Source organism: Streptomyces sp. NPDC036984, assembly GCF_055607665.1.
In genome coordinates, this window is record NZ_JBVJRL010000007.1 from 1 (window position 1) to 23,119 (window position 23,119).

At 71.8% G+C, this 23,119-nt stretch carries 24 protein-coding genes; 10 read left to right on the plus strand and 14 right to left on the minus strand.

The genetic code is table 11. The features are described from left to right. Window positions 1-356 precede the first annotated feature (356 nt). The gene (locus tag ACZ7DL_RS15225) at window positions 357-1,007 is read right to left on the minus strand and encodes a DNA-3-methyladenine glycosylase (RefSeq protein ID WP_470774589.1); all 651 of its coding nucleotides are present in this window, start codon (window positions 1,005-1,007) and stop codon (window positions 357-359) included. 99 nt (window positions 1,008-1,106) lie between these two features. On the opposite strand from ACZ7DL_RS15225, the gene ACZ7DL_RS15230 reads away from it, so the two are divergent. The 3 genes from ACZ7DL_RS15230 to ACZ7DL_RS15240 all read left to right on the plus strand — a co-directional run bounded on the left by ACZ7DL_RS15230 (window position 1,107) and on the right by ACZ7DL_RS15240 (window position 3,150). Further along, complete coding sequence (locus ACZ7DL_RS15230) at window positions 1,107-1,889, plus strand: sporulation protein (RefSeq protein WP_470774591.1); 783 nt, start codon at window positions 1,107-1,109, stop codon at window positions 1,887-1,889. Window positions 1,890-1,934: 45 nt separating this feature from the next. Beyond that, window positions 1,935-2,474 carry a YbhB/YbcL family Raf kinase inhibitor-like protein gene (locus ACZ7DL_RS15235; RefSeq protein WP_470774592.1) on the plus strand — a complete coding sequence of 180 codons (540 nt, stop codon included), beginning with the start codon at window positions 1,935-1,937 and terminating at the stop codon, window positions 2,472-2,474. A gap of 169 nt (window positions 2,475-2,643) precedes the next feature. Beyond that, entirely contained in the window at window positions 2,644-3,150 is a 507-nt protein-coding gene (locus ACZ7DL_RS15240) for an HNH endonuclease (RefSeq protein WP_470774593.1), read from the plus strand. 132 nt (window positions 3,151-3,282) lie between these two features. Here the strand turns inward: ACZ7DL_RS15240 and ACZ7DL_RS15245 are convergent, their stop codons facing one another. From ACZ7DL_RS15245 to ACZ7DL_RS15255, 3 genes are all read right to left on the minus strand, one after another. Beyond that, the gene (locus ACZ7DL_RS15245) at window positions 3,283-4,242 is read right to left on the minus strand and encodes an SPFH domain-containing protein (protein WP_470774594.1); all 960 of its coding nucleotides are present in this window, start codon (window positions 4,240-4,242) and stop codon (window positions 3,283-3,285) included. A 123-nt stretch (window positions 4,243-4,365) separates the two neighbouring features. Next, window positions 4,366-4,797 (minus strand): NfeD family protein, encoded by a 432-nt coding sequence (locus tag ACZ7DL_RS15250; protein ID WP_470774595.1) that lies wholly within the window; start codon window positions 4,795-4,797, stop codon window positions 4,366-4,368. A gap of 71 nt (window positions 4,798-4,868) precedes the next feature. Beyond that, the gene (locus ACZ7DL_RS15255) at window positions 4,869-5,666 is read right to left on the minus strand and encodes an ABC transporter ATP-binding protein (protein WP_470774596.1); all 798 of its coding nucleotides are present in this window, start codon (window positions 5,664-5,666) and stop codon (window positions 4,869-4,871) included. A gap of 151 nt (window positions 5,667-5,817) precedes the next feature. On the opposite strand from ACZ7DL_RS15255, the gene ACZ7DL_RS15260 reads away from it, so the two are divergent. After that, entirely contained in the window at window positions 5,818-6,606 is a 789-nt protein-coding gene (locus ACZ7DL_RS15260; protein WP_470774598.1) for a hypothetical protein, read from the plus strand. 74 nt (window positions 6,607-6,680) lie between these two features. Here ACZ7DL_RS15260 and chpE read toward each other — a convergent pair whose 3' ends face one another. From chpE to ACZ7DL_RS15275, 3 genes are all read right to left on the minus strand, one after another. Next, the gene (gene chpE / locus ACZ7DL_RS15265) at window positions 6,681-6,926 is read right to left on the minus strand and encodes a chaplin ChpE (RefSeq protein ID WP_470774600.1); all 246 of its coding nucleotides are present in this window, start codon (window positions 6,924-6,926) and stop codon (window positions 6,681-6,683) included. A 169-nt stretch (window positions 6,927-7,095) separates the two neighbouring features. After that, window positions 7,096-7,737, minus strand: a complete 642-nt coding sequence (locus tag ACZ7DL_RS15270; protein ID WP_470774601.1) for a response regulator — start codon at window positions 7,735-7,737, stop codon at window positions 7,096-7,098. Continuing rightward, window positions 7,730-8,875: a GAF domain-containing sensor histidine kinase gene (locus ACZ7DL_RS15275; RefSeq protein ID WP_470774603.1), complete on the minus strand. Its 1,146-nt coding sequence runs from the start codon at window positions 8,873-8,875 to the stop codon at window positions 7,730-7,732. Before ACZ7DL_RS15275 ends, ACZ7DL_RS15270 begins: the two co-directional genes overlap by 8 nt. A gap of 227 nt (window positions 8,876-9,102) precedes the next feature. On the opposite strand from ACZ7DL_RS15275, the gene ACZ7DL_RS15280 reads away from it, so the two are divergent. The 3 genes from ACZ7DL_RS15280 (at window position 9,103) to ACZ7DL_RS15290 (ending at window position 11,982) form a co-directional block, all read left to right on the plus strand. Continuing rightward, complete coding sequence (locus ACZ7DL_RS15280) at window positions 9,103-9,801, plus strand: SDR family NAD(P)-dependent oxidoreductase (protein ID WP_470774604.1); 699 nt, start codon at window positions 9,103-9,105, stop codon at window positions 9,799-9,801. After that, on the plus strand, window positions 9,798-10,907 hold the full coding sequence (locus ACZ7DL_RS15285; RefSeq protein WP_470774605.1) for an S-adenosylmethionine:tRNA ribosyltransferase-isomerase: 1,110 nt from the start codon (window positions 9,798-9,800) through the stop codon (window positions 10,905-10,907). Before ACZ7DL_RS15280 ends, ACZ7DL_RS15285 begins: the two co-directional genes overlap by 4 nt. A 325-nt stretch (window positions 10,908-11,232) precedes the next feature. After that, complete coding sequence (locus tag ACZ7DL_RS15290; RefSeq protein WP_470774607.1) at window positions 11,233-11,982, plus strand: transglycosylase SLT domain-containing protein; 750 nt, start codon at window positions 11,233-11,235, stop codon at window positions 11,980-11,982. A gap of 87 nt (window positions 11,983-12,069) precedes the next feature. Here the strand turns inward: ACZ7DL_RS15290 and ACZ7DL_RS15295 are convergent, their stop codons facing one another. Further along, window positions 12,070-14,676, minus strand: a complete 2,607-nt coding sequence (locus tag ACZ7DL_RS15295; protein ID WP_470774608.1) for an ABC transporter ATP-binding protein/permease — start codon at window positions 14,674-14,676, stop codon at window positions 12,070-12,072. Window positions 14,677-14,916: 240 nt separating this feature from the next. On the opposite strand from ACZ7DL_RS15295, the gene ACZ7DL_RS15300 reads away from it, so the two are divergent. Both ACZ7DL_RS15300 and serB read left to right on the plus strand, forming a co-directional pair. Next, window positions 14,917-16,827: a streptophobe family protein gene (locus ACZ7DL_RS15300; RefSeq protein ID WP_470774610.1), complete on the plus strand. Its 1,911-nt coding sequence runs from the start codon at window positions 14,917-14,919 to the stop codon at window positions 16,825-16,827. Between the two features lie 305 nt (window positions 16,828-17,132). Next, window positions 17,133-18,356 (plus strand): phosphoserine phosphatase SerB, encoded by a 1,224-nt coding sequence (gene serB, locus ACZ7DL_RS15305; RefSeq protein ID WP_470774611.1) that lies wholly within the window; start codon window positions 17,133-17,135, stop codon window positions 18,354-18,356. Window positions 18,357-18,440: 84 nt separating this feature from the next. On the opposite strand, the gene ACZ7DL_RS15310 is transcribed toward serB, so the two are convergent. The 4 genes from ACZ7DL_RS15310 to ACZ7DL_RS15325 form a co-directional block, all read right to left on the minus strand. Further along, a complete protein-coding gene (locus ACZ7DL_RS15310) occupies window positions 18,441-18,959 on the minus strand; it encodes a SixA phosphatase family protein (RefSeq protein WP_470774612.1) in 519 nt (172 codons plus the stop codon). 78 nt (window positions 18,960-19,037) lie between these two features. After that, on the minus strand, window positions 19,038-19,244 hold the full coding sequence (locus ACZ7DL_RS15315) for a hypothetical protein (RefSeq protein WP_470774614.1): 207 nt from the start codon (window positions 19,242-19,244) through the stop codon (window positions 19,038-19,040). Between the two features lie 277 nt (window positions 19,245-19,521). Continuing rightward, window positions 19,522-19,641: an SGM_5486 family transporter-associated protein gene (locus ACZ7DL_RS15320; protein WP_256464729.1), complete on the minus strand. Its 120-nt coding sequence runs from the start codon at window positions 19,639-19,641 to the stop codon at window positions 19,522-19,524. Window positions 19,642-19,698: 57 nt separating this feature from the next. Then, the gene (locus tag ACZ7DL_RS15325) at window positions 19,699-21,015 is read right to left on the minus strand and encodes a CynX/NimT family MFS transporter (RefSeq protein WP_470774616.1); all 1,317 of its coding nucleotides are present in this window, start codon (window positions 21,013-21,015) and stop codon (window positions 19,699-19,701) included. Window positions 21,016-21,097: 82 nt separating this feature from the next. On the opposite strand from ACZ7DL_RS15325, the gene ACZ7DL_RS15330 reads away from it, so the two are divergent. Then, window positions 21,098-21,790, plus strand: a complete 693-nt coding sequence (locus ACZ7DL_RS15330; protein WP_470774618.1) for a FadR/GntR family transcriptional regulator — start codon at window positions 21,098-21,100, stop codon at window positions 21,788-21,790. On the opposite strand, the gene ACZ7DL_RS15335 is transcribed toward ACZ7DL_RS15330, so the two are convergent. Both ACZ7DL_RS15335 and fabI read right to left on the minus strand, forming a co-directional pair. Then, complete coding sequence (locus ACZ7DL_RS15335; protein ID WP_470774620.1) at window positions 21,768-22,115, minus strand: hypothetical protein; 348 nt, start codon at window positions 22,113-22,115, stop codon at window positions 21,768-21,770. The two genes, ACZ7DL_RS15330 and ACZ7DL_RS15335, sit on opposite strands and share 23 nt — an antisense overlap. 233 nt (window positions 22,116-22,348) lie before the next feature. Further along, window positions 22,349-23,116, minus strand: a complete 768-nt coding sequence (fabI, locus tag ACZ7DL_RS15340) for an enoyl-ACP reductase FabI (RefSeq protein ID WP_470774621.1) — start codon at window positions 23,114-23,116, stop codon at window positions 22,349-22,351. Window positions 23,117-23,119: the final 3 nt, after the last annotated feature.

Sequence of the window (23,119 nt, forward strand, 5' to 3'; positions counted from 1 at the left end):
TTCTCAAGGAACGGTCGCTTCCTTTGTACTCACCCTCTCGGGCTTTCCTCCGGGCGCTTCCCTTCGGTCTTGCGTTTCCGACTCTATCAGATCTTTTCTCGATCCGATTCCCTGTCGGCGGGATTGTCTCGGGGGTTTCGGCTTTCGCCCTCCGCCCTTTCGACATTCACTACTTTAGCCGATTCCCTCGGCGACTCATAATCGAGTCTCGCGAGTTCGAATTCGGGCACACGAGCGCGCCAGAATCGACCCCGCTTGAGGGGGGAGCTAGGTAGTGGGTTGGCCGCTCCGGCTGCAGGCGATCGCCGTACCCGGTTCAGCGGCTCGGGATACATTACGCACCTCGGCCAGCCGCGTCAACTTCGGCGGCGCCTCGGTACATGGGCCCGATAGGGGCTGACCGTCGGGTCGTCAGCGATCCAGAAGCGCCATGGGTGCAGGTCGCCGTTCCCGCCCTCGCCTGCCACCCCCGTGCGCGGACCGCTGCGTACCTGGTCGGAGGCGACCGGCGTACCGGTCAGCGTCCTCAGTGGCGTCTCGTCGGCGGCGCACGCGTCCGTGCCGTCCAGGGCCCGGTCGACCTCCAGGGCGGTGGCCAGCCGGGCCGGGCCCTTGGCCAGTTCCTTGTCGTTCCGGGCCGAAACCCGTCGCTTCCGGGCCAGCTCGGCGCCCTCCACCACTTCACCCGCACGGAGCAGCACCGCGCTCGCCCGGCCCTCGGGTCCGCAGACGAGGTTCATGCAGTGCCACATGCCGTAGGTGAAATAGACGTACACGTGTCCGGGCGGACCGAACATCACCGCGTTGCGGGCGGTGCGGCCCCGGTAGGCGTGCGAGCCGGGGTCGTTCGGGCCGTCGTACGCCTCCACCTCGGTGAGACGGAGGGCGATCGGGCCGTCGGGTGTCGTGCGGACCAGGATGCGGCCGAGGAGGTCCGGAGCGACCTCCAGGACCGGGCGGTCGAAGAAGGTCCGGGGCAGTGGCGTACGGTCCGGGGGCGCGATCATGCCCTCCGAGGGTAGTCCAGACGGGGCACCGCGCCGGCGGAACCGGTCGCGGGCCGATCGCGTTTGTACGGGCGAGGGTCCATTCGTAAAGGGAGAGTCATGGCGTTCAAGAAGCTGCTCGCGAGCCTGGGTGCCGGCGGGGCGTCGGTCGAGACGGTGCTGACCGAGGTCAACGTCGTACCGGGCGGGGTCGTCCAGGGTGAGGTGCGGATCCAGGGCGGGTCCGTGAACCAGGCCATCGAGGGGCTGTCCGTCGGCCTGCAGGCCAAGGTCGAGGTGGAGAGCGGCGACCAGGAGTACAAGCAGGACATCGAGTTCACCAAGGTGCAGCTGGGCGGGGCTTTCGAGCTCCAGGCGGGGGCCGTGCACGCGGTGCCGTTCGGGCTGGAGATCCCCTGGGAGACGCCGGTCACGATGATCGACGGGCAGGCGCTGCGGGGCATGAACATCGGTGTGACCACCGAGCTGGCCATCGCGCGGGCGGTGGACTCCGGCGACCTGGACCCGATCAACGTGCACCCGCTGCCGGCGCAGAAGGCGATCCTGGACGCCTTCATCCAGCTGGGCTTCCGTTTCAAGAGCGCGGACATGGAGCGCGGCCACATCCGGGGTACGCGGCAGAAGCTGCCGTTCTACCAGGAGATCGAGTTCTTCCCGCCGTCGCAGTACCGGGGCCTGAACCAGGTCGAGCTGAGCTTCGTCGCGGACGAGCACGCGATGGACGTCGTGCTGGAGATGGACAAGAAGCCGGGGCTGTTCAGCGAGGGCTCGGACACCTTCCGGTCCTTCCAGGTGGGTCTGAACGACTGGCAGGGGACCGACTGGGCGGCTTACCTCAACCAGTGGCTGTCCGAGGTCGGCAGCAAGCGCAACTGGTTCTAGGCTCGGGAACTGCTGGTTCCAGATCATCGATCAGGAGGTACCGAGGTGACCGAGCTCAAGCGGCGGCCGCTCCCGCACGATTTCCATCCGCCCGTGCCGTCGTTCACGGTGACGAGCGAGGACATCGCGCAGGGTGCGACGCTGGGGAGCGCCCAGGTCCATGCGGAGGGCAACACCTCGCCGCAGCTGCGCTGGGAGGGGTTCCCGGCCGAGACCAAGAGCTTCGCCGTGACCTGCTACGACCCCGACGCGCCGACCGGCAGCGGGTTCTGGCACTGGGTCCTGTTCGACATCCCGGCCTCGGTGACGGAGCTGCCGGCGGGTGCGGGCAGCGGCAAGTTCGAGGGGCTGCCCGCGGGCGCCGTCCACGCGCGGAACGACTACGGGACGAAGGACTTCGGCGGTGCCGCTCCGCCGCCCGGGGACGGCCCGCACCGGTACGTCTTCACGGTGTACGCGGTGGACAAGGAGAAGCTGGGCCCGGACGCGGACGCCTCGCCGGCCGTCGTCGGCTTCAACCTGCGGTTCCACGCGATCGCGCGCGCCCAGCTCATCGGTGAGTACGAGAACCCGCAGAAGGGCTGACCGCACCGTCCCGTTTCAGCCGAGCGTTCATTGAACGTTTGCCCGCCTCCGGTCTTGGAAGTGATCGGAGGCGGGCATTTTTTTATTGCGTTGTCCATCTCGGCGCGCCCGTCCAGAGTTGATCCAAGCCCGCCGGGGGGTGGGCAGGTGCACACGGGAGGTGGGCTGGATGCGTGACACGCTGGTGCTGAACGCGAGCTTCGAGCCGCTGTCGACGGTGACTCTGAACCGAGCCGTGGTCCTGGTGCTGCAGGACAAGGCCGTGGTCGAGCAGGCCCATCCCGAACTGCGCATGCGCGGTGCCGAGATGGACATACCCGCGCCCCGGGTGATCCGGCTGTGCCGGTATGTACGGGTGCCGTTCCGAAGACAAGCTCCGTGGTCGCGGCGGGGTGTGCTGGTCCGGGACCGGCACCGGTGCGCGTACTGCGGGCGCCGGGCGACGACCGTGGACCATGTGCTGCCGCGGTCGCAGGGTGGGCAGGACACGTGGCTGAACACGGTGGCCGCATGTGCGGAGGACAATCACCGGAAGGCGAACCGGACTCCGGAAGAGGCCGGGATGGCGCTGCTGCGGCAGCCGTTCGAGCCGACCCCGGCTGATGCGATGCTGTTGGCTCTGGGGCAGGAGGACTTCGCTGCGCTGCCTGAGTGGCTGGCTCTGGATGCGGCCTAGGCGTCTGCCGGGTTCTGTTTGTCGGCGGCTGCGGGTCGTCGTGGGTTGATCGCGCCCACGCGGCGGAGCCGCATATCGAAACAGCCCCGCGCCCCTGAGGGGCGCGGGAGGAACCCGCCGTTCTCCAGTGCCTCAGTCGATGCTCGGCTTCTCCCGGCGTTCCGTGCCACCGCTGTTGCCGTTGCCCGAGGAACCGCCCCCGCCCGAACCGCCGCCCATGGAGCCGAAGTTGCCCATCGCGCCGGAGAGGCCCTTGAGGGCGTCCCCGATCTCGCTGGGGACGATCCAGAGCTTGTTTGCGTCACCCTCGGCGATCTTCGGGAGCATCTGGAGGTACTGGTAGGAGAGCAGCTTCTGGTCCGGGTCGCCGGCGTGGATGGCCTCGAAGACCGTACGGACGGCCTGGGCCTCGCCCTCGGCGCGCAGGGCGGCCGCCTTGGCCTCACCTTCGGCGCGCAGGATCTGGGACTGCTTCTCGCCCTCCGCGGTGAGGATGGCGGCCTGGCGCGTACCTTCCGCGGTGAGGATGGCGGCGCGCTTGTCACGGTCGGCGCGCATCTGCTTCTCCATCGAGTCCTGGATGGAGGTGGGCGGCTCGATGGCCTTCAGCTCGACGCGGTTGACGCGGATGCCCCACTTGCCGGTGGCCTCGTCCAGGACGCCGCGCAGGGCCGCGTTGATCTCCTCGCGGGAGGTCAGGGTGCGCTCCAGGTCCATGCCGCCGATGATGTTGCGCAGTGTGGTGACGGTGAGCTGCTCGATCGCCTGGATGTAGCTCGCGACCTCGTAGGTGGCGGCCCGGGCGTCGGTGACCTGGTAGTAGATGACCGTGTCGATGTTCACGACCAGGTTGTCCTGGGTGATCACCGGCTGCGGCGGGAACGGTACGACCTGTTCGCGCAGGTCGATGCGGTTGCGGATGGTGTCGATGAACGGGACCACGATGTTGAGGCCCGCGTTCAGGGTCCGCGTGTAGCGGCCGAAGCGCTCGACGATGGCGGCGCTGGCCTGTGGGATGACTTGGATGGTCTTGATCAGGGCGATGAAGACCAACACCACCAGGATGATCAAGACGATGATGACCGGTTCCATCGTCGTTCCCCGTACCCTTCTCCGCCTCGGCGCTTTCGGCAGATCTCATGACTGTTGAAGATCTTGCTGGTCGAGTCTGACAGACCGTCGCGCAACTCGTGCGTCGTTCTCGGTGAGTTGTCCTCAGAGAACGATCGCGGTGGCCCCTTCGATGTCCACGACGTCCACCTCCTGGCCCACCTCGTAGGCGCGGCCCGTGTCGAGGGCGCGGGCCGACCAGACTTCCCCCGCGAGCTTGATGCGGCCGCCGGATGCGTCGACCCGTTCCAGTACGACGGCTTGTCTGCCCTTCAACGCCTCGACGCCGGTGGCGAGTTGGGGGCGCTGTCGGCCGTGCCGGGCCGCTATGGGCCGGACGACGGCGATGAGGGCGACGGAGACGACGACGAACGTGAGGACCTGGATGACCGCGTCGAAGCCGAGGCCGGAGACGACCGCCGCCGCGACGGCTCCCACCGCGAGCATGCCGAACTCCGGCATCGCGGTCACCACGAGCGGGATTCCGAGCGCCGCCGCGCCGACGAGCCACCACACCCATGCGTCGATGTCGTTCACATGGTCATGGTAGGGCCGCGGTCGGGCGGCGGACAGGGCGCGAAAGGGAGAGCGACGGGGCAGCAGACGGGTCAGGACAGGGGCAGACCCTGGGCGGTCCAGCGGTCGCCGACCTGCTCCACGACGAGCGGGAGACCGAAGCAGAGGGAGAGGTTGCGGGAGGTCAGTTCCAGCTCGATGGGGCCGGCGGCGAGGACCTTGCCCTGCCGGATCATGAGGACGTGGGAGAAGCCCGGGGCGATCTCCTCGACGTGGTGGGTGACCATGATCATCGAGGGGGCGATGGGGTCGCGGGCGAGCCGGCCGAGGCGGCGGACCAGGTCCTCACGGCCGCCGAGGTCGAGGCCGGCGGCCGGCTCGTCCAGCAGGAGCAGCTCGGGGTCGGTCATCAGGGCGCGGGCGATCAGGGTCCGCTTGCGCTCGCCCTCGGAGAGGGTGCCGAACTTCCGGTCCAGGTAGTCGCTCATGCCGAGGCGGTCGAGGAAGGCGCGGGCGCGCTGCTCGTCGACGGCCTCGTACTCCTCCTGCCAGCCGGCGGTCATGCCGTAGGCGGCGGTGAGGACGGTCTGGAGGACGGTCTGGCGCTTGGGGAGCTTGTCGGCCATGGCGATGCCGGCCATGCCGATGCGGGGGCGCAGCTCGAAGACGTCGGTGCCGGGCTTGCCGAGGGTCTCGCCGAGGATGGTGGCGGTGCCCTTGCTGGGGTAGAGGTAGCTGGAGGCGACGTTCAGGAGGGTGGTCTTGCCGGCGCCGTTGGGGCCGAGGATGACCCAGCGCTCGCCCTCCTTCACCGACCAGGAGACCTGGTCCACCAGAGCCCGGCCCTCGCGGACCACGGATACGTCCTGAAGCTCCAGAACATCGCTCATGAGCGCGTTGTCTCCCCTTGCAGTGTGGCCGGTCTCGGCTGTCGCGTACGCCTGTGGCTCGGGTCCGCCGCGCCGGTGGGCGCAGCCCTTATGAAATCTACGCCACGAGTGCCCCGCTCCATTCCATCGGTCCTGTCCTTAGGGTGGGGGCATGCTCTCGGAACCGCGTTCAGGACGCCTTGCCGCTTGGGGAAATGCCCTTTTGGCCGGACTTGTCTCTCCGGATGACGCCGTTCTCGCCATCGTGGGCGAGGACACGGTGCACCGGGTGGAGGGGCTGCCCGGTGAGTCCGCGCCGGTCGGCCTGACGCTCGCGCTGGGGCGGCTGCGCGCGCTGGGGGTGACCGCGCTGCGGGTGGCGCTGCCGGCGCCGGGGCATCCGCTGGGGTTGAGCGGTCCGCCGGAGTTCAACGCGCGGGCGCTCGAGGCCGAGGAGGCGGTGGTCTGTCACGGTGCCGCGTTCGGGCTGGTGCCGGAGGTGTACGAGGCCGGGCCCGCGGGTGATGTACATGCCGAGGTGGTCTGGCACGTGCTGCCGGTGCGCCAGGCGCCGCCCGCCGATGTGCCGTCGCTGGGCGAGGCCGAGCGGGAGCTGGCGGAGGCACTCGGGGAGGCGACCGAGGTGCTGTCGAAGCTGGACGTCGCCGGGTCGGGTCCGGTGGCGGAGGCGGCGATCGACGCGTACCGGGCGCGGGCCGAGCGGGGGCGCGAGGTACTGGCGCCCGGGTATCCGCCCCGGGCGGTACGGGTGTTGGAGCTGGCGCAGCGGGTGGGGCTGCTGGTGTCGCTGGCCTACGGCAACGGGCACGGGGGCGCGGTCAGCTCCGCCGAGATGAGGGCGCGTACCGAGGCGCTGAGGCCGGTCGAGCGGACGGCTCGGCGGGCGCAGGTGGCGGCGTACAACGCGTACGTCGAGGAGCGGGAGCGGGGAGCGCGGTAACGGCGTCCGCGGGTGGACGACCTGCCAGGCCTCCCGGCGGGTCCGGGAGGCCTGGGGTCACCGTGGGCGGGGCGTCAGTGGTTGACGCCGAGGTTGCCGAAGGCCGGGTTCAGCACGCCGATGACGTTCACGCTGTTGCCGACCGCGTTCACCGGGACGTGCACCGGGGCCTGGGCGACGTTGCCCGAGCCGACGCCCGGGGAGCCCGCGGCCCCGCCGGCCGCGTGGGCACCGCCGTGGGCGGAGGCAAGGCCGGCACCGGCGGCCACCAGGCCACCGGCCACCATCGTCACGGCCGCCGCCTTCTTCAGGTTCTTCACTGTCAACCCCTCCTGGACGTTCACCGCGGCGATCACCGCGGCACGCACTGGAGAACGGCGGAGATCACCGGAGGGTGCGCCATACGGGTGACATTCCCACGACGGTATGAATCTCGGCCTGGACCGTAACCCTCCGTGTTGTCGTGCGTGAGGCGTTGGTCAGGGCGTTTCAGCCGGTCACGCCATGGCGTACGGCCCACAGCGCGGCCTGGGTGCGGTCGGCGAGGTCGAGTTTCATGAGGATGTTGGACACGTGCGTCTTGACGGTCTTCTCGGACAGCACGAGGGCGCGGGCTATCTCCCGGTTGGAGCGGCCGTCCGCGATCAGGCCGAGCACCTCGCGCTCCCGCTCGGTGAGCGAAGTCCCCCGGCCCGGGCCGGTGTTGGCCTCCTCCTGGGAGAGCAGGACGTCGGCGACCTCCTGCTGGAGCAGGACGTGCCCGGCGTGCACGGAGCGGATGGCACCGGCGAGGGCGTCGGGGTCCACGTCCTTGTAGACGTACCCGGCGGCGCCCGCGCGCAGGGCCGGGACGACCGTGCGCTGCTCGGTGAAGCTGGTGACGATCAGCACGCGCGCGGGGTTGCCCAGCTCGCGCAGGCGGCGCAGGGCGTCGATGCCGTCCATGCCCGGCATCTTGACGTCCATGAGGACGATGTCCGGCCGTAGTTCCTCGGCCTGGGCGACTCCCTCGGCGCCGTCGGCGGCCTCGCCGACGACCTCTATGTCGTCCTGTACCTCCAGGAAGGTGCGCAGGCCCCGGCGGACGACCTGGTGGTCGTCGACCAGCAGCACTCTGATCGGTTCACCCACCGGGGACCTCCATCTCGATCGTGGTGCCCTTGCCGGGCGCCGATTCCACGCTCAGGCTGCCGCCGACCCCGCTCGCCCGGTCCCGCATCGAGACCAGGCCGAGGTGGCGTCCGGCGCGGCGGACGGCCGTGGGGTCGAAGCCGTGGCCGTCGTCGGTGACGCGCAGTACGGCTCCGCCGCCGCGCCGCTCCACGCTCACGTCGACGTGGCCGGCGCCGGAGTGGCGCAGGGCGTTGTGCAGGGCCTCCTGGGCGACCCGGAGCAGGGCCTCCTCCTGGGTGGCGGGCAGGGCGCGGAAGCCGTTGCTCGTGAAGGTCACGCGGGCGGTGTGGGCGCGGTCGAGGACCTGGGTCTGGGTGCGCAGGGTGGCGAGCAGGCCGTCCTCGTCCAGCTCGGCGGGCCGCAACTCCACGACGGCGGCGCGCAGTTCGTCGGCGGCCTCGGCGGCGAGCGCGGCGACCTGGTGCAGTTCGCCCTTGGCGCGGGCGGGGTCGCGGTCGATCAGCGCGGCGGCCGCCTGGGCGGTCAGGCGCAGGGAGAACAGCTTCTGGCTGACCGCGTCGTGCAGTTCGTGGGCGAGCCGGGAGCGCTCCTCGGCGATGGTCAGTTCGCGGCTGCGCTCGTAGAGGCGGGCGTTGGTGAGGGCGATGGCGGCGTGCTGGGCGAGGATGGAGAGCAGCTCCTGGTCCTCTTCGGTGAAGCCGCAGCTGCCTTCCGGCTTGGAACAGCGTTTGTTCGCGAGGAACAGTGCCCCGAGGACCTCCTCGCCGTCCTTGATGGGCAGGCCCAGGAAGTCGATCAGGTCGGGGTGGGCGGACGGCCAGCCCTCGAAGCGGGGGTCCTTGCGCACGTCGGCGAGGCGCTCGGCCTTGGCCTCGTGCAGCATCGCGGCGAGGATGCCGTGCTGGCGCGGGAGCGGGCCGATGGCACGCCACTGGTCGTCGCTGACGCCGTCCACGACGAACTGGGCGAAGCCGCCGTGGTCGTCGGGGACGCCGAGGGCGGCGTACTGCGCGTCGAGCAGCTCGCGGGCGGAGGCGACGATCGTCTTGAGGACGTCGCGCACCTCCAGATGCCTGCTCATGGCCAGCAGCGCGGAACTCACCGCGGCGAGGCCGGACCGGGGGCCTTGACTCATGTCCTCACGGTACCGGCGGGGTGTGACAGCGCGGATCGGACCCGTGACGGCGGGATCCGGTCCGCTGGGCCTAGGGCCGTCGGCGTAGGCCCCGGGGCCGGGGCGCTGGACGTACGCCGAAGGGACCCCGCGCTGTGCGGCCCGCGTCCGAGGCGGCCCGGGCGGTGCCGTCCCTACGGTGTGGTCACCGCCCGGCGGAGGCGGTGACCGACGAGGGGACGGTAGTCATGCCGGTAGCGATCATCACGGGGGCCTCCAAGGGCCTGGGGCGGGCGCTGGCCGAGGCGCTGGCCGCGCGCGGCTGGGATCTGGTGCTCGACGCCCGGGGCGCCGACGCCCTCAAGGAGGCCGCGGAGGCCGCCACGCGGCACGGTGCCCGGGTGGTGGCGCTGCCGGGGGACGTGACGCACAGCGGGCACCGGGCGGTGCTGGTGGCGGCGGCGCACGGGCTCGGCGGCCTTGATCTGGTGGTGAACAACGCGGGGATCCTGGGGAGCGAGCCGCTGGTGCCGCTGGGGGGCCAGCCGCTGGACGGCTTCCGGGCGGCGCTGGAGACGAACCTGGTGGCCCCGCTGGGACTGCTCCAGGAGGCACTGCCGCTGCTGCGGAAGGCGCCCGCGGGTGCAGTGGTCAACGTGAGTTCGGACGCGGCCGTGGAGGCCTACCGGACGTGGGGCGCGTACGGCGCGACGAAGGCGGCACTGGACCAGGTGTCCGCGGTGCTCGCGGTGGAGGAGCCGGAACTGCGGGTCTGGTGGGTGGACCCGGGTGGGATGCGGACCGACATGCTGGCCGCGGCGGAGCCGGACGAGGACCTGTCGGGGACGCCGGCGCCGGAGGAGATCGCGCCGGCCTTCCTGCGGCTGCTGGAGCGGCGGCCGGCGAGCGGCCGGTACACCGCGGCGGCGCTGCTGGAGGTGCGGTGACCCTCTCGGTGCGGGTGCCCGGGGAGCTGTCCGCGCGCGTGCCGGCCGAGCAGCGCGGGCGGGGGCTGGGCCGGGACGCCGTGCGGCTGCTGGTGTCGCGCGGTACGGAGGTGGCGCATCACGCGTTCGGTGAGCTGCCGGAGCTGCTGCGGGCCGGGGACCTGCTGGTGGTGAACACCTCGCCGACGCTGGCCGCAGCGGTGGACGGGCGGATCGGGGACGCGCGTGTGGTGGTGCACGTCTCCACGCGCGGGGACGACGGGCGGTGGGCGGTCGAGCTGCGGGAGCCGGACGGGCGGGGCACCACGCGCGCGCGTACGGGCTCGCCCGCGGTCGGGGAGGTGTCGTTGCCGGGCGGGGGCCGGCTGCTGCTGGAGGAGCCGCTGAGCGCGCACGGGGAGCGGCTGTGGTGGGCGCGGGCCGCCGGGGCGGACGTACGGGAGGTTCTGTGGGAGCACGGGCGGCCCATTCGCTACTCCTATACGGAGCGGGAGCAGCCGCTGTCCGTGTACCAGACGGTGTTCGCGCTGCCGTCGGCGGACGGGGCGGGCAGTGCGGAGATGCCGAGCGCGGGCCGGCCGTTCACCGAGCGGCTGGTGGCGGAGCTGGTGCGCCGGGGGGTGCAGTTCGCGCCGGTCACGCTGCACACGGGGGTCTCGTCGGCGGAGGCGCACGAGCCGCCGTACCCGGAGCGGTTCGCGGTGCCGGAGGCGTCGGCGCGGCTGATCAACCATGCGCGGGCGAATCGGGAAGGGCGCGAAGCGCTTCCTCGGAAGGGTGGGGGCGGGAGACGAGAGGGCGGCCGGGTGATCGCGGTCGGGACGACGGCCGTGCGGGCCGTGGAGTCGGCGGTGGGGCCGGACGGGGTGGTGCGGGCGGTCGCGGGGTGGACGGATCTGGTGGTCACGCCCGAGCGCGGGGTGCGGGTGGTGGACGGGCTGCTGACCGGGCTGCACGAGCCGGAGGCCTCGCATCTGCTCATGCTGGAGGCGGTGGCCGGCCGGGCGGCGGTCGACCGTGCCTACGCGGAGGCGGTGCGCGGGCTCTACCTGTGGCACGAGTTCGGCGACGTGCACCTCATCCTTCCCGAGGAGGACCCTCACTGAGCGAGTTGCGGCGGCAACGCGCGGTGAGAAGGGGCGGCGGGCGGTGTGAGCCCGCACATAGGGCCTGCATCACGTACGAAAGAACATAGGAGATAAACCCGCCCACATGAACGGGGCAGACGGCCCTGTCTGTCCCGTTTTGCCCTTCCCTGATCCACTACCTGGGATCGTACGTCACACCTTTGCCTGGGCATTTTGCGCCCGCTAAGAATTGCTTCCGTCGCTCAGCGCCGTGGGTTCCGCCCGCGGCGTTCGTGTGGGAGGAGCCGATTCCCCCGGCGGACGCAGGAGCGACCTCCGCGCTATTCGAAGAGGTCCAACAGCCATGCCCAAGAACATCCTCAACCGTGCTTATAGTCGTACGCTGACCAAGCACCACAAGATCGCCGTCGCCGGTGTCGCCGCGCTCGGTACCGCCGCCCTCGCCTTCTCGGCCGCCCCCAGCAGCGCCGAGACCGTCACCACCGGCGCCCCGGCCGCGACCGCCCAGGTCGCCACCGGCATCGCCCTCCAGAACGTCAAGGGCACGGTCACGGACCAGCTCGCCGCCGAGAACGTCAAGCTCGACACCCTCGCGGCGCAGAAGAAGGCCGCCGACGAGGCCGCCGCCAAGAAGGCCGCCGAGGCCGCCGCGCAGAAGAAGGCCGCCGCCGCGGCCGCCGCGAAGCAGGCCGCGCAGCAGCGCGCCGCCGCGCTGGCCGCCACCCGCTCCGCGCAGCGCCCGCAGATGCAGCCGGTCGCCGCGAAGACCTACGCCGACAACCTCGACGGCTGGATCCGGCACGCGCTGGACATCATGAAGACCAAGGGCATCCCGGGCAGCTACAACGGCCTGCACCGCAACATCATGCGGGAGTCCTCCGGCAACCCGAACGCCATCAACAACTGGGACATCAACGCGATCAACGGCATCCCGTCCAAGGGCCTGCTCCAGGTCATCCCGCCGACCTTCAACGCGTACCACGTCCCGGGCACGTCCTGGAACATCTACGACCCGGTCGCCAACATCACCGCCGCCGCCAACTACGCGGCCGACCGGTACGGCTCGATCGACAACGTCAACAGCGCGTACTGAGGGCCTGGCGCGGGACCTCAGCGACGCACACGCCGAAGGGCGGCACCCCGATGCGGGGTGCCGCCCTTCGGCGTCGTACGGGCGCGGTTACTTCCGCATGACCTCCGGCTCGTGGCGGCGCAGGAAGCGGGCCACGAAGAAGCCGCAGGCCACACCGAGCGCGATCAGCGCGACCATGTCCAGGGTCCAGGCCGAGGCCGCGTGGTCCCACAGCGGGTCCGTGCTGGTCGGGTCGTCGGTGTTCGGGGCGATCTTGTTGAAGTCCAGCGTGGCGCCGGCCGCGGCCACCGCCCAGCGCGACGGCATCAGGTACGAGAACTCGTTGACGCCGAGCGTGCCGTGCAGGGTGAAGAGGCAGCCGGTGAAGACGACCTGGATGATCGCGAACATCACCAGCAGCGGCATGGTCTTCTCGGCGGTCTTCACCAGCGAGGAGATCACCAGGCCGACCATCATGGAGGTGAAACCGAGCGCCATGATCGGCACGCACAGCTCGAACAGCGTCGAGCCGCCGAGGACGAGCCCCTCCTCCGGGATCTCCCGGCTGGAGAAGCCGATCACGCCGACCATCAGGCCCTGGAGCACCGTGATGACGCCGAGCACGACCACCTTCGACATCAGGTACGCCGAGCGGGACAGGCCGGTGGCGCGCTCCCGCTCGTAGATCACCCGTTCCTTGATCAGCTCACGGACCGAGTTCGCGGCGCCCGCGAAGCACGCGCCGACGGCGAGGATCAGCAGGACGGTGGTGGCGGTGCCGTTCGGGACGGGCAGGCCGGTGGTGCGGTTGGGCGGGTTCACCAGCAGGCCGCGTTCGTGGTCGATCAGCAGGCTGACCGCGCCGAGGACCGCCGGCAGGATCACCGTCAGCGCCAGGAAGCCCTTGTCGGAGACGATCACCGACACATAGCGCCGGATCAGGGTCATCAGCTGCGAGCCCCAGCTCTGCGGCTTGGGCGGCCTGATGGCCTGCGGCACCGGCATGGGTACGGACTGCGGGGCGATCGCGTCGATCTCCGCGGCGTACATCTGGTAGTGCTGCGAGCCCTTCCAGCGGCCCGCCCAGTCGTAGTCGCGATAGTTCTCGAAGGCGGAGAAGACGTCGGCCCAGCTGTCGTAGCCGAAGAAGTTCAGCGCCTCCTCCGGCGGGCCGAAGTAGGCGACCGCGCCACCCGGCGCCATCACCAGCAGCTTGTCGCACAGCGCCAGCTCGGCCACCGAGTGGGTGACGACGAGGACCGTGCGGCCGTCGTCGGCGAGGCCGCGCAGCAGCTGCATGACGTCGCGGTCCATGCCCGGGTCGAGGCCCGAGGTCGGCTCGTCCAGGAAGATCAGCGACGGCTTGGTGAGCAGCTCCAGGGCGACCGACACGCGCTTGCGCTGGCCACCGGAGAGCGAGGTGACCTTCTTGTCCTTGTGGATGTCGAGCTTCAGCTCGCGCAGCACCTCGTCGATGCGGGCATCGCGCTCCTGCGCGGTGGTGTCGGCCGGGAAGCGCAGCTTGGCCGCGTACTTCAGGGCCTTCTTGACGCTCAGCTCCTTGTGCAGGATGTCGTCCTGCGGGACCAGACCGATGCGCTGGCGCAGCTCGGCGAACTGCTTGTACAGGTTCCGGTTGTCGTACAGCACCTCGCCCTGGTTGGCCGGTCGGTAGCCGGTGAGCGCCTTGAGCAGGGTCGACTTGCCGGAGCCGGACGGTCCGATGACCGCGATCAGCGACTTCTCCGGCACACCGAAGGAGACGTCCTTCAGGATCTGCTTGCCGCCGTCCACCGTGACGGTGAGGTGGCGGGCGGAGAAGGAGACCTCACCGGTGTCGACGAACTCCTCGAGGCGGTCACCGACGATACGGAAGGTCGAGTGGCCGACGCCGACGATGTCGCTCGGGCCGAGCAGTGCCGAGCCGCCCTTGGTGATCGGCTGGCCGTTGACGTAGGTGCCGTTGTGCGAGCCGAGGTCGCGGATCTCGAACCGGCCGTCGGGCGTGACGTGGAACTCGGCGTGGTTCCGCGAGACCTGGAGGTCGGAGACGACCAGGTCGTTCTCCAGCGCACGGCCGATGCGCATCACGCGGCCGAGGGCGAACTGGTGGAACGTGGTCGGGCTGCGGTCGCCGTAGACCGGCGGTGCCCCCGCGCCACCACCGGGCGTCTTCTGCGCGTACTGCTCGGCGGGGCCGCCCTGCTGCTGCGGGAACGCGGGCGGCTGCTGCCAGCCCGCCTGCGGGGCCTGCTGGTGCGCGGCCGCCTGGTGGGGCACGGCCTGCTGCGGAGCACCCTGCTGAGGTGCGGGCGCCTGCTGCGGAGCATCCTGCTGCTGGGCCCAGCCGGGCGCGCCGGCCCCCTGGGCCGCGTACGGCGCCGCCGCCTGCGGCTGCCGGTCCGGGCCGCCGACCGGTGCGGCGGCCCCCGACAGGTTCAGCCGCGGCCCGTCGGTCGCGTTGCCGAGGTGCAGCGACGAGCCGGGGCCGATCTCCATGTGCTGGATCCGCTGTCCCTGCACGAACGTGCCGTTGGTGCTGCCGTGGTCCTCGATGACCCAACTGCGGCCGTTGAAGCTGACCGTGGCGTGTCGCCAGGAGACCCTGGCGTCGTCGAAGACGATGTCACCCTGCGGATCGCGACCGAGGGTGTATGGCCTGGACGGGTCGAGCGTCCAGGTCCGTCCGTTTGTTTCCAGTACGAGTTCCGGCACTCCATGCCCCACTGAGTTGTCCCCCGAGTTACCCCCATCACAGGGAGTCTAGGGATGTCGAACATCGTGGGGAACTATTTCAGGCTCCGGCCCCTGACCGAAACCCGGGCCTTGCGGAGGGCTCCGGCACGCGCTCCAACTCGCCCCGTTGACGGGGTTGAAAACGGGCCGGAGAGTAATAATTCCCGCGAGGGGGCAAGCGCGGCCAACGGCGCCGCGGCGTGGATCGGGGGCTCTGCGATGAGTTCTGTCACCGGCGTCGAGACCACGCGGCATCGTGCGCCGGTGCCCTGGGGGGACGTTCTGCTGTCCGCGATCGCCGCCGTGAGCTGGGCGTTGATCGGTATGGCGGGCACCGCCGCGCTCGGTCTGCATCTGCTGCGGGCGGACGCGGCGGGCTCACTCGGCCCCATGACGGCGGCCGTTGTGGCGCTCGGGGCGGGTGGTTCGGTCTCCCCGGCGGGTGATGTATCCGCTTTCGGACTGAAAGGCGCCGAGGCCCACACCGCCGTCGACATCACGCCACTCGGGGTGAGCCTGGTCGGTGCGCTGCTGCTGTCGTGGTTCTTCCTACGGTCCCTGCGCGCGGCCGGAGTTGTCGTCCCGCCGTCCGAACTCCTCGCGCGCGCGGGCGCGGTGGCCGTGCTCTTCGTGACGCTGCTCGGCGGTCTCGCCTGGGCCGGTCACGACGTCATCACCCTCGACGGCGGCTCGCTCGGCCTGGACGACCTGCCGGGCGGGCACAGGGCCGGCGGCGGGCTGAGCATCCCCGGCCTCGGGGACGTGGGCGGCCTGCTGCCGGACCGGATCGGTGACCTGATCGACGCCAAGGCGGCCGTCGGCTTCACCGTGGACACCCCGGCCACGCTCCTCGGCGGCCTCGGCTGGTGCGCCGGCGTCCTGCTGATCGCGCTGCTCGCCGGCCGCCGCGCTCCCCTGCCGCCCGGCTGGACCGCCGTGCACCGGGTGGTGCGCCCGGCTGTCTCGGCGCTGGTCACCGTGGTGCTGCTGGCCGTCGTGGCGGGGCTCGCGGCGGCGGCGTACGCGGCGGCCGGCGACGACCACCCGGGGCGCGTCGCCGGGGCGGCGCTGCTCGGCGCGCCGAACGGGGTCTGGCTCGGGGTCCCTCTCGGCCTGTTCGTCCCCTGGGACGGCAGGGCCACCGGCGTCCTCGGCACGCTGCTGCCGCACCCACTGGACCAGTTCCTCGGCGGCCGGTCGGACGAGCCCGTGACGGTGGGCCGGCTGGCCGAGCTCGACGGGCGCGTGTGGCTGCTCGTGCCGGCCGCGGTGCTGATGCTCCTGCTGGCCGGGGTGCTCACGGCGATCCGTACCCCGGTGGTGCGCACCGCCGACAGCGCCCTCGGCCTCGCCGGCCGGTGCGCGCTGCGGCTGGGCGCCACGACCGCACTCGCCCTGCCCCTCCTCGCGTGGCTGACGGACGTGTCCGTGGACGCCGGCCTGTCCGTCCTGGGCTTCGACGCCTTCGGCGCGGGCCTCGCCCTGCACGGCCGGCTCGGCACGGCACTGCTTCTGGGAGCGGTGTGGGGGGCGGCCGCCGGCGCGGCGGGCGCACTGTTGGCCTGGGCGAGCGGGGCGGCGGGGGCGGGGGCGGTGGACGCGGCGGCGGGAGCGGGGGGCGCGGGGGCTGGGGCGGTGGCTGCGGCGCGCTACGTGCAGCCGTCGGCTTCCGGCGCCGGCCCGTCCGGCAGCATCCAGGGCCATGAGGGCCATGAGGGTGCCGGTCGGGTCGAGATCTCCCGATACGGCGACAGGGCCGCGCCTCCCGGGTACGGCGAGCCCGGTGCGGGCCCCGGGTACGGCGAGCCCGGCCGAGGCCCCGGGTACGGCGGTGGTGCCGGGCGCCCCGGGTCCGGGTCCGAGGCGGGGCCGTACGCGCCGGCCAGGCCGTACCGGCCGCCGAACCCGGACACCAACCCGTATCTGCGGCTGCCGCAGGAGCCGCGGGACGTCTGGCCGCCGGCTGCGGGACAGGACGTGTACGGCGCCCCGACCATCGCCGGACCGCTCGGCTCTCCTCCCCCGCCGCCCCGGGAGCGTCCGCCGGGCCGGCGTCCGCCGGAGGCACCCCCGGACGACGGCCCACCGCCTCCGCCGCCCCCGCCCGGAGCACCGAAACCGCGCCGATGAGACCGGCCCCCTCAGGGCGGATCCCATCGGTCCGGGCCGCGCACCAGGCCGGGCTCCCTCAGGACGGATCCCCGTCGGCGTGGGCCACGCACCACGCCGGGCCCCGCCGGAAACCGGCCTACGAGGGGCGGTCCGGGGCATGCCGTGGCACTCTCGTGAGGGAGCCGGGGCGGTACCGCGCCCGCGGGCCGGTGCCGTTTCCCGGCGGCAAGATTCCCCACACCGGCCCGACACCCATTGTTCCGTGTCCGTCAGGCGGACCTCGGCGGCGGGAGGCACTGGGTGCCGGATACGGTGGTGACACCATGAGCGCTTCGCAGACCTCCGCCTCGCAGACCTCCGAGGTCCCCACCCTCCTCGTCAAGATCTTCGGCAAGGACAGGCCGGGCATCACGGCCGGCCTGTTCGACACGCTTGCCGCGTACCTCGTCGACGTGGTCGACATCGAGCAGGTCGTCACCCGGGGCCGGCTGGTGCTGTGCGCCCTGGTGACCCAGCCGCCGGCCGGCCTGGAGGGTGACCTGCGGGCCACCGTGCACAGCTGGGCCGAGTCGATGAAGATGCAGGCGGAGATCATCTCGGGGCACGGCGACAACCGTCCGCGCGGCCTCGGGCGCTCCCTGGTGACCGTCCTCGGTCATCCGCTCACCGCCGAGTCGACGGCCGCGATCGCCGCCCGGATCGCGAAGGCCGGCGGCAACATCGACCGTATCTTCCGGCTCGCCAAGTACCCGGTGACCGCGGTGGAGTTCGCGGTGTCCGGTGTGGAGACCGAGCCGCTGCGCACGGCCCTGGCCTCCGATGCGGCGGCACTGGGTGTCGACATCGCGGTGGTCTCGGCGGGTCTGCACCGGCGGGCCCAACGGCTGGTGGTCATGGACGTGGACTCGACCCTGATCCAGGACGAGGTCATCGAGCTGTTCGCCGCGCACGCCGGCTGCGAGGACCAGGTCGCCGAGGTGACGGCGGCGGCGATGCGCGGGGAGCTGGACTTCGAGCAGTCGCTGCACGCGCGCGTGGCACTGCTGAAGGGGCTGGACGCCTCGGTGGTGGAGAAGGTGCGCGAGGAGGTCCGGCTGACGCCGGGCGCGCGCACCCTGATCCGCACCCTGAAGCGGCTCGGCTATCAGGTGGGCGTCGTCTCCGGTGGCTTCACCCAGGTCACGGACGATCTGAAGGAGCGGCTGGGCCTGGACTTCGCGCAGGCCAACACGCTGGAGATCGTCGACGGGAAGCTGACCGGCCGGGTCACCGGCGAGATCGTGGACCGGGCGGGCAAGGCGCGGCTGCTGCGCCGGTTCGCCGCGGAGGCCGGGGTGCCGCTGTCGCAGACGGTGGCGATCGGCGATGGCGCCAACGACCTGGACATGCTGAACGCGGCGGGCCTGGGCGTGGCCTTCAACGCCAAGCCGGTGGTGCGGGAGGCCGCACACACGGCGGTGAACTTCCCCTTCCTCGACACGGTCCTGTACCTCCTCGGCATCACCCGGGAAGAGGTCGAGGCGGCCGACATGCACGACGAGGACTGAGCGGGCCGCTGCCCGCGCTCGCCCGCGAAGGGCCCGGCCACCGGTGCGGTGCCGGGCCCTTCGGCGCGCCGCGTCAGCGCCGGGTCACTCGGAGGGGGCCCAGTAGTCCATGAGCGTGGCCACGCCCGGCTCGACGCCCTTCCAGGGTCCGTCGTAGGACAGCAGGGCGAAAGCGGCGGCCGGGAAGCCGCGGCGGTTCATCCGCCGGCGGGCATCGTCGTCGGCCGGGCCGGCCAGGATGTCGGCCAGGCCGTGCACGCCCGGGTTGTGGCCGATCAGGATCACGTTCTGCACGTCGTCCGGGAGCTCGTTGAGCACGGCGATCAGCTCGCCGGGCGACGCCTCGTAGATCCGCTCCTCGTAGACGGTCTTCGGCCGGTGCGACAGCTCGTGGACGGCGAGCTTCCAGGTCTCCCGGGTCCGGGTCGCCGTGGAGCACAGGGCCCGGTCGAAGGTGAGGCCGGTGTCGGCCAGCTTGCGTCCGGCGACTGCGGCGTCCGTGCGGCCGCGCTCGGCGAGCGGGCGTTCGTGGTCGGAGACCTGGGGCCAGTCGGCTTTCGCATGCCGGAAGAGGACGATCCTGCGGGATTCAGCGACGCTCATGGGACCCAGCTTCGCATGAAACAGGCCACCCGGCGCAGGGAGTTGACATGCGGATTCACCGCGTGAGGGGGCTTGGCGTCAGCGCGCGAGGAGCTGCTGGGCGCGCTCCAGGAGGCGCGCGATCGCCGGGTCGCCGCTCGCCGCGTGGGCGTCCGACGGGTTCAGTATCAGCGCGAGCAGCACGATGAAGGCGAGGGCGGGCAGGGCGAGGGCCCACCAGGGCAGCCTGATGTCGACGCCGCCCGTGGTCGCCGGGTGGGGCCGGGGGTGGGTGCGGGCCGACATGGTCGCCTCCGTGGGTCTTCGAGCGGGTCCGTGACCGCCTGGTGCGGGCACCTCTCGAAGCTACGGAATCCGGCGCCGACAACCCATCCGGCATTCCACCCAGTTGACCCTGACCCTGACCCCCTAGGGGATGGTGGGGCCAGCCCCACCCTCCGCCGGGGGGACGGGAGCAGCTGCCCTCAGGGGGACGCGATGTTGGAGGCAGCGGCCGCCAGAGGGGCATGACGGCCGGGAGCAGCGGCCGCCAGAGGGGCATGACGGCCGGGAGCAGCGACCCTCAGGGGGACGCGATGGTCGCCACGATGGCGATGATCACGAAGATGGCGAGGAACGAACCGAAGACGAGCAGCATCTTCTTCTGGCCGTTCTTCGGGTTCGGGTCGAGCACAGGCTGCATGCGCCCAGTCTCGCACCCGCCCCCCGCGCGGCGGCGCCGGGGGCACCCGGTGGCGGGTCAGCGCGCCGCCTCGTCCTCCACCGTGCGGTCCCGGCCGGCCAGGAAACCGACCGCCATCTGCGGCACCATGAGGGCCGCCATCAGGGCGATCGGCAGGCCCCAGCCGCCGCTCTGCTGGTAGAGCACGCCGACCAGCAGCGGGCCGGGGATGGAGATCAGATAGCCCGTGCTCTGCGCGAACGCGGACAGCTGGGCCACGCCCGGACCGCTCCGGGCGCGCATGCCGACCATGGTCAGCGCCAGCGGGAAGGCGCAGTTGGAGACGCCGAGCAGCAGCGCCCAGGCCCAGGCGCCGGCGGCCGGGGCGAGGTACAGCCCGGCGTATCCGGCGAGCCCGCAGGCGCCCAGGACCAGCACGATCGGCCCCTGCTGGGGCAGCCGCGTGGCGACCCGCGGGATGACGAAGGCCAGCGGTACGCCCATCACCATGGTGACGGCGAGCAGCACGCCCGCGGTGCCCGCCGGGACGCCGGCGTCCCGGAAGATCTGCGGCATCCAGCCCATGGTGATGTAGGCGGCGGTGGCCTGGAGGCCGAAGAAGACGGCGAGGGCCCAGGCGGTGCGGCTGCGGGTGACGCGCAGCGGAGCGTGCTCTTCCGCCGGTTCGCGCACCGGCTCCTGCGACTGCGCGGCGGCGGGGCCGCGGTCCCGGAGGAGCGGCAGCCAGGGCAGGACGGCGGCCGCGGCGGTGATAGCCCAGACTGCCAGACCGGACTGCCAGCCGCCGCCCAGCGCGTCGGTCAGGGGGACGGTCACCGCGGCGGCGAGGGAGGTGCCGAACGCGAGGGCCATGGAGTACAGGCCGGTCATGGAGCCGACCCGGTCGGGGAACCAGCGCTTGACGATGACCGGCATCAGGACGTTGCTGACGGCGATGCCCATCAGGGTGAGCGCGCTGGCGGCCAGGAACCCGGCGGTGCCGCCGGCGTACGGCCGTATCAGCAGGCCGGCGGTGATGGCGGCCATGCCGGCGCACACCACGGCGGCCGGTCCGTAGCGGCGGGCCAGGCGGGGTGCGGTGACGCCGAAGACGGCGAAGCACAGCGGGGGCACGGAGGTGAGCAGGCCGGCCACGCTGCCGCTCATGCCGAGCCCGTCGCGGACCTCCTCCAGGAGCGCGCCGAGGCTCGTGATGGCCGGGCGGAGGTTCAGCGCGGACAGCACGATGCCGACGACGACCAGCCGGGTCGCCCACGCGCGCGTGCGGTCCGCGCCGGGTGTCCTCTCGGGTGTGCTCGCCGCGGCGGCCGTACCGCGTTCGGTCGGTGACATCGCCGTACGGGTCTCCACTGTCCGGGTTTCCTCACTAGCCATGAGACCCATCATAGAATCATGGGATGATTGCCTGTCCATCTCCAGGGCGCTCGTGCCCGGGTCTCTCGTGCGAAGGTGTGCCATGCCCTTGAGCCACCCGCGCCGTTCGGCGCTGTCCGAGCAGGTCATCGCCGCACTGCGCAACCAGATCACCTCGGGCGAATGGCCCGTCGGCTCGCGCATCCCGACCGAGCCCGAACTGGTCGAGCAGCTCGGCGTCGCCCGCAACACCGTCCGCGAGGCCGTCCGCGCGCTCGCTCACAACGGTCTGCTGGACATCCGCCAGGGCTCGGGTACGTACGTCGTGGCCACCAGCGAGCTGGCCGGCGTGATGCACCGCCGTTTCGCCGACGCCGATCCGCGGCACATCGCCGAGCTGCGGTCCACGCTGGAGTCGGCCGCGGCCAAGCTGGCGGCCGAGCGGCGCACCGAGAAGGACCTCAAGCAGCTGGACGCGCTGCTGGCCCGGCGCGAGGAGGCCTGGGAGACCGGTGACGCCGAGGCCTTCGTGACGGCCGACGCCACCTTCCACCTGGCCGTGGTGTCCGCCTCGCACAACGACGTGATGACGGCGATGTACGCCGACCTGGGCGAGGTGCTGCGGGACTGGCTGCGCGCGGACGTCGGCGCGGAGCTGACACCCGAGAGCCACATGGACCACACGCGGCTGCTGGACGCGATCCGCGCGGGGAACGCGGAGGCGGCGGCGGAGGAGGCCGCGAGCTATCCGTTCCTGTGCGATCCGGGCCGGTTCACCGCGCCTTCTGGTGGCTGATCCAGACCGAACGCACTTCCTTCCAGCACCGGCCGGTGAGCCGTACGGTCATGGCGGGTCCCGCGTCCGCCGGCGCGCTGTCGGTGTCGATGTCCCACCAGCGGGCGCACTCGATGTGCAGACGCACGCGGTCGGTGTCGACATAGGGGTTGTGGCAGTAGACCACCACGTGAGAGCCGCGGACGGCCGTACGGCACGAGGCACCGAACCGGTTCGGCGCGGGTGGCGTGCCGTGGCCCACGCGCGCGTGGGGCAGCGCGTCGTACGGCAGCGACAGGACGAGGGCCACAGCCACGGTCACCGGGGCCATGCGGGACAGGCGCACAAGGGGACCTCCTCGGCCGGGCTGCGGAGGGACGTGCGGGGGAAGGTGTAATCCAGGGTGCGCCGTCGGCGCGGCGGCGGCCCGGCCGGTGAGCCGAACGGGTGATGTCCGCCGCACGCACCGCCCACGCGCCCCGCCTCCGATACGAGTGAGGCCCCCTTGCCCGGACACGAGCGGGGCCCGCACCCCCGGAAGGGTGCGGGCCCCGGTCGTCGGTCGGGTCGCGGCGGCGATCAGGCGCCGATGGCGTGCAGACCGCCGTCGACGTGGATGATCTCGCCGGTGGTCTTCGGGAACCAGTCGCTCAGCAGCGCGACGATGCCGCGGCCGGCCGGCTCCGGGTCCTTCAGGTCCCACTCCAGCGGGGAGCGGCTGTCCCACACGGAGGCCAGCTCACCGAAGCCCGGGATGGACTTGGCGGCCATGGTGCCGATGGGGCCCGCCGAGATGAGGTTGCAGCGGATGTTCTGCTTGCCCAGGTCACGCGCCATGTAGCGGTTCGTGGCCTCCAGGGCGGCCTTGGCCGGGCCCATCCAGTCGTACTGCGGCCAGGCGTACTGCGCGTCGAAGGTCATGCCGACGACCGAGCCGCCGTTCTGCATCAGCGGCAGGCAGGCCATGGTCAGCGACTTCAGGGAGAACGCCGACACGTGCATGGCGGTGGCGACGGACTCGAACGGCGTGTTGAGGAAGTTGCCGCCGAGCGCATCCTGCGGGGCGAAGCCGATGGAGTGGACGATGCCGTCCAGCCCGCCCAGCTCCTCGCCGACGACGTCGGCCAGCCGGCCGAGGTGCTCGTCGTTGGTGACGTCGAGCTCGATGACCTTGGTGGGCTTGGGGAGCTTCTTGGCGATGCGCTCGGTCAGCGTGGGCCGCGGGAACGCGGTCAGGATGATCTCGGCACCCTGCTCCTGGGCCAGCTTGGCGGCGTGGAAGGCGATGGAGGACTCCATCAGCACACCGGTGATCAGGACGCGCTTGCCCTCGAGAATTCCGCTCATGGT

Bases quoted from the DNA above. Each gene is read 5' to 3' on its own strand.
- ACZ7DL_RS15320 (WP_256464729.1), bottom strand. From the start codon at position 19,641: ATGCAGCCTGTGCTCGACCCGAACCCGAAGAACGGCCAGAAGAAGATG.
- ACZ7DL_RS15325 (WP_470774616.1), bottom strand. From the start codon at position 21,015: ATGGCTAGTGAGGAAACCCGGACAGTGGAGACCCGTACGGCGATGTCA.
- ACZ7DL_RS15240 (WP_470774593.1), top strand. From the start codon at position 2,644: ATGCGTGACACGCTGGTGCTGAACGCGAGCTTCGAGCCGCTGTCGACG.
- serB (WP_470774611.1), top strand. From the start codon at position 17,133: ATGAGCGCTTCGCAGACCTCCGCCTCGCAGACCTCCGAGGTCCCCACC.
- fabI (WP_470774621.1), bottom strand. From the start codon at position 23,116: ATGAGCGGAATTCTCGAGGGCAAGCGCGTCCTGATCACCGGTGTGCTG.
- ACZ7DL_RS15280 (WP_470774604.1), top strand. From the start codon at position 9,103: ATGCCGGTAGCGATCATCACGGGGGCCTCCAAGGGCCTGGGGCGGGCG.
- ACZ7DL_RS15330 (WP_470774618.1), top strand. From the start codon at position 21,098: ATGCCCTTGAGCCACCCGCGCCGTTCGGCGCTGTCCGAGCAGGTCATC.
- ACZ7DL_RS15245 (WP_470774594.1), bottom strand. From the start codon at position 4,242: ATGGAACCGGTCATCATCGTCTTGATCATCCTGGTGGTGTTGGTCTTC.
- ACZ7DL_RS15315 (WP_470774614.1), bottom strand. From the start codon at position 19,244: ATGTCGGCCCGCACCCACCCCCGGCCCCACCCGGCGACCACGGGCGGC.
- ACZ7DL_RS15310 (WP_470774612.1), bottom strand. From the start codon at position 18,959: ATGAGCGTCGCTGAATCCCGCAGGATCGTCCTCTTCCGGCATGCGAAA.
- ACZ7DL_RS15230 (WP_470774591.1), top strand. From the start codon at position 1,107: ATGGCGTTCAAGAAGCTGCTCGCGAGCCTGGGTGCCGGCGGGGCGTCG.
- ACZ7DL_RS15225 (WP_470774589.1), bottom strand. From the start codon at position 1,007: ATGATCGCGCCCCCGGACCGTACGCCACTGCCCCGGACCTTCTTCGAC.
- ACZ7DL_RS15290 (WP_470774607.1), top strand. From the start codon at position 11,233: ATGCCCAAGAACATCCTCAACCGTGCTTATAGTCGTACGCTGACCAAG.
- ACZ7DL_RS15260 (WP_470774598.1), top strand. From the start codon at position 5,818: ATGCTCTCGGAACCGCGTTCAGGACGCCTTGCCGCTTGGGGAAATGCC.
- ACZ7DL_RS15275 (WP_470774603.1), bottom strand. From the start codon at position 8,875: ATGAGTCAAGGCCCCCGGTCCGGCCTCGCCGCGGTGAGTTCCGCGCTG.
- ACZ7DL_RS15300 (WP_470774610.1), top strand. From the start codon at position 14,917: ATGAGTTCTGTCACCGGCGTCGAGACCACGCGGCATCGTGCGCCGGTG.
- ACZ7DL_RS15255 (WP_470774596.1), bottom strand. From the start codon at position 5,666: ATGAGCGATGTTCTGGAGCTTCAGGACGTATCCGTGGTCCGCGAGGGC.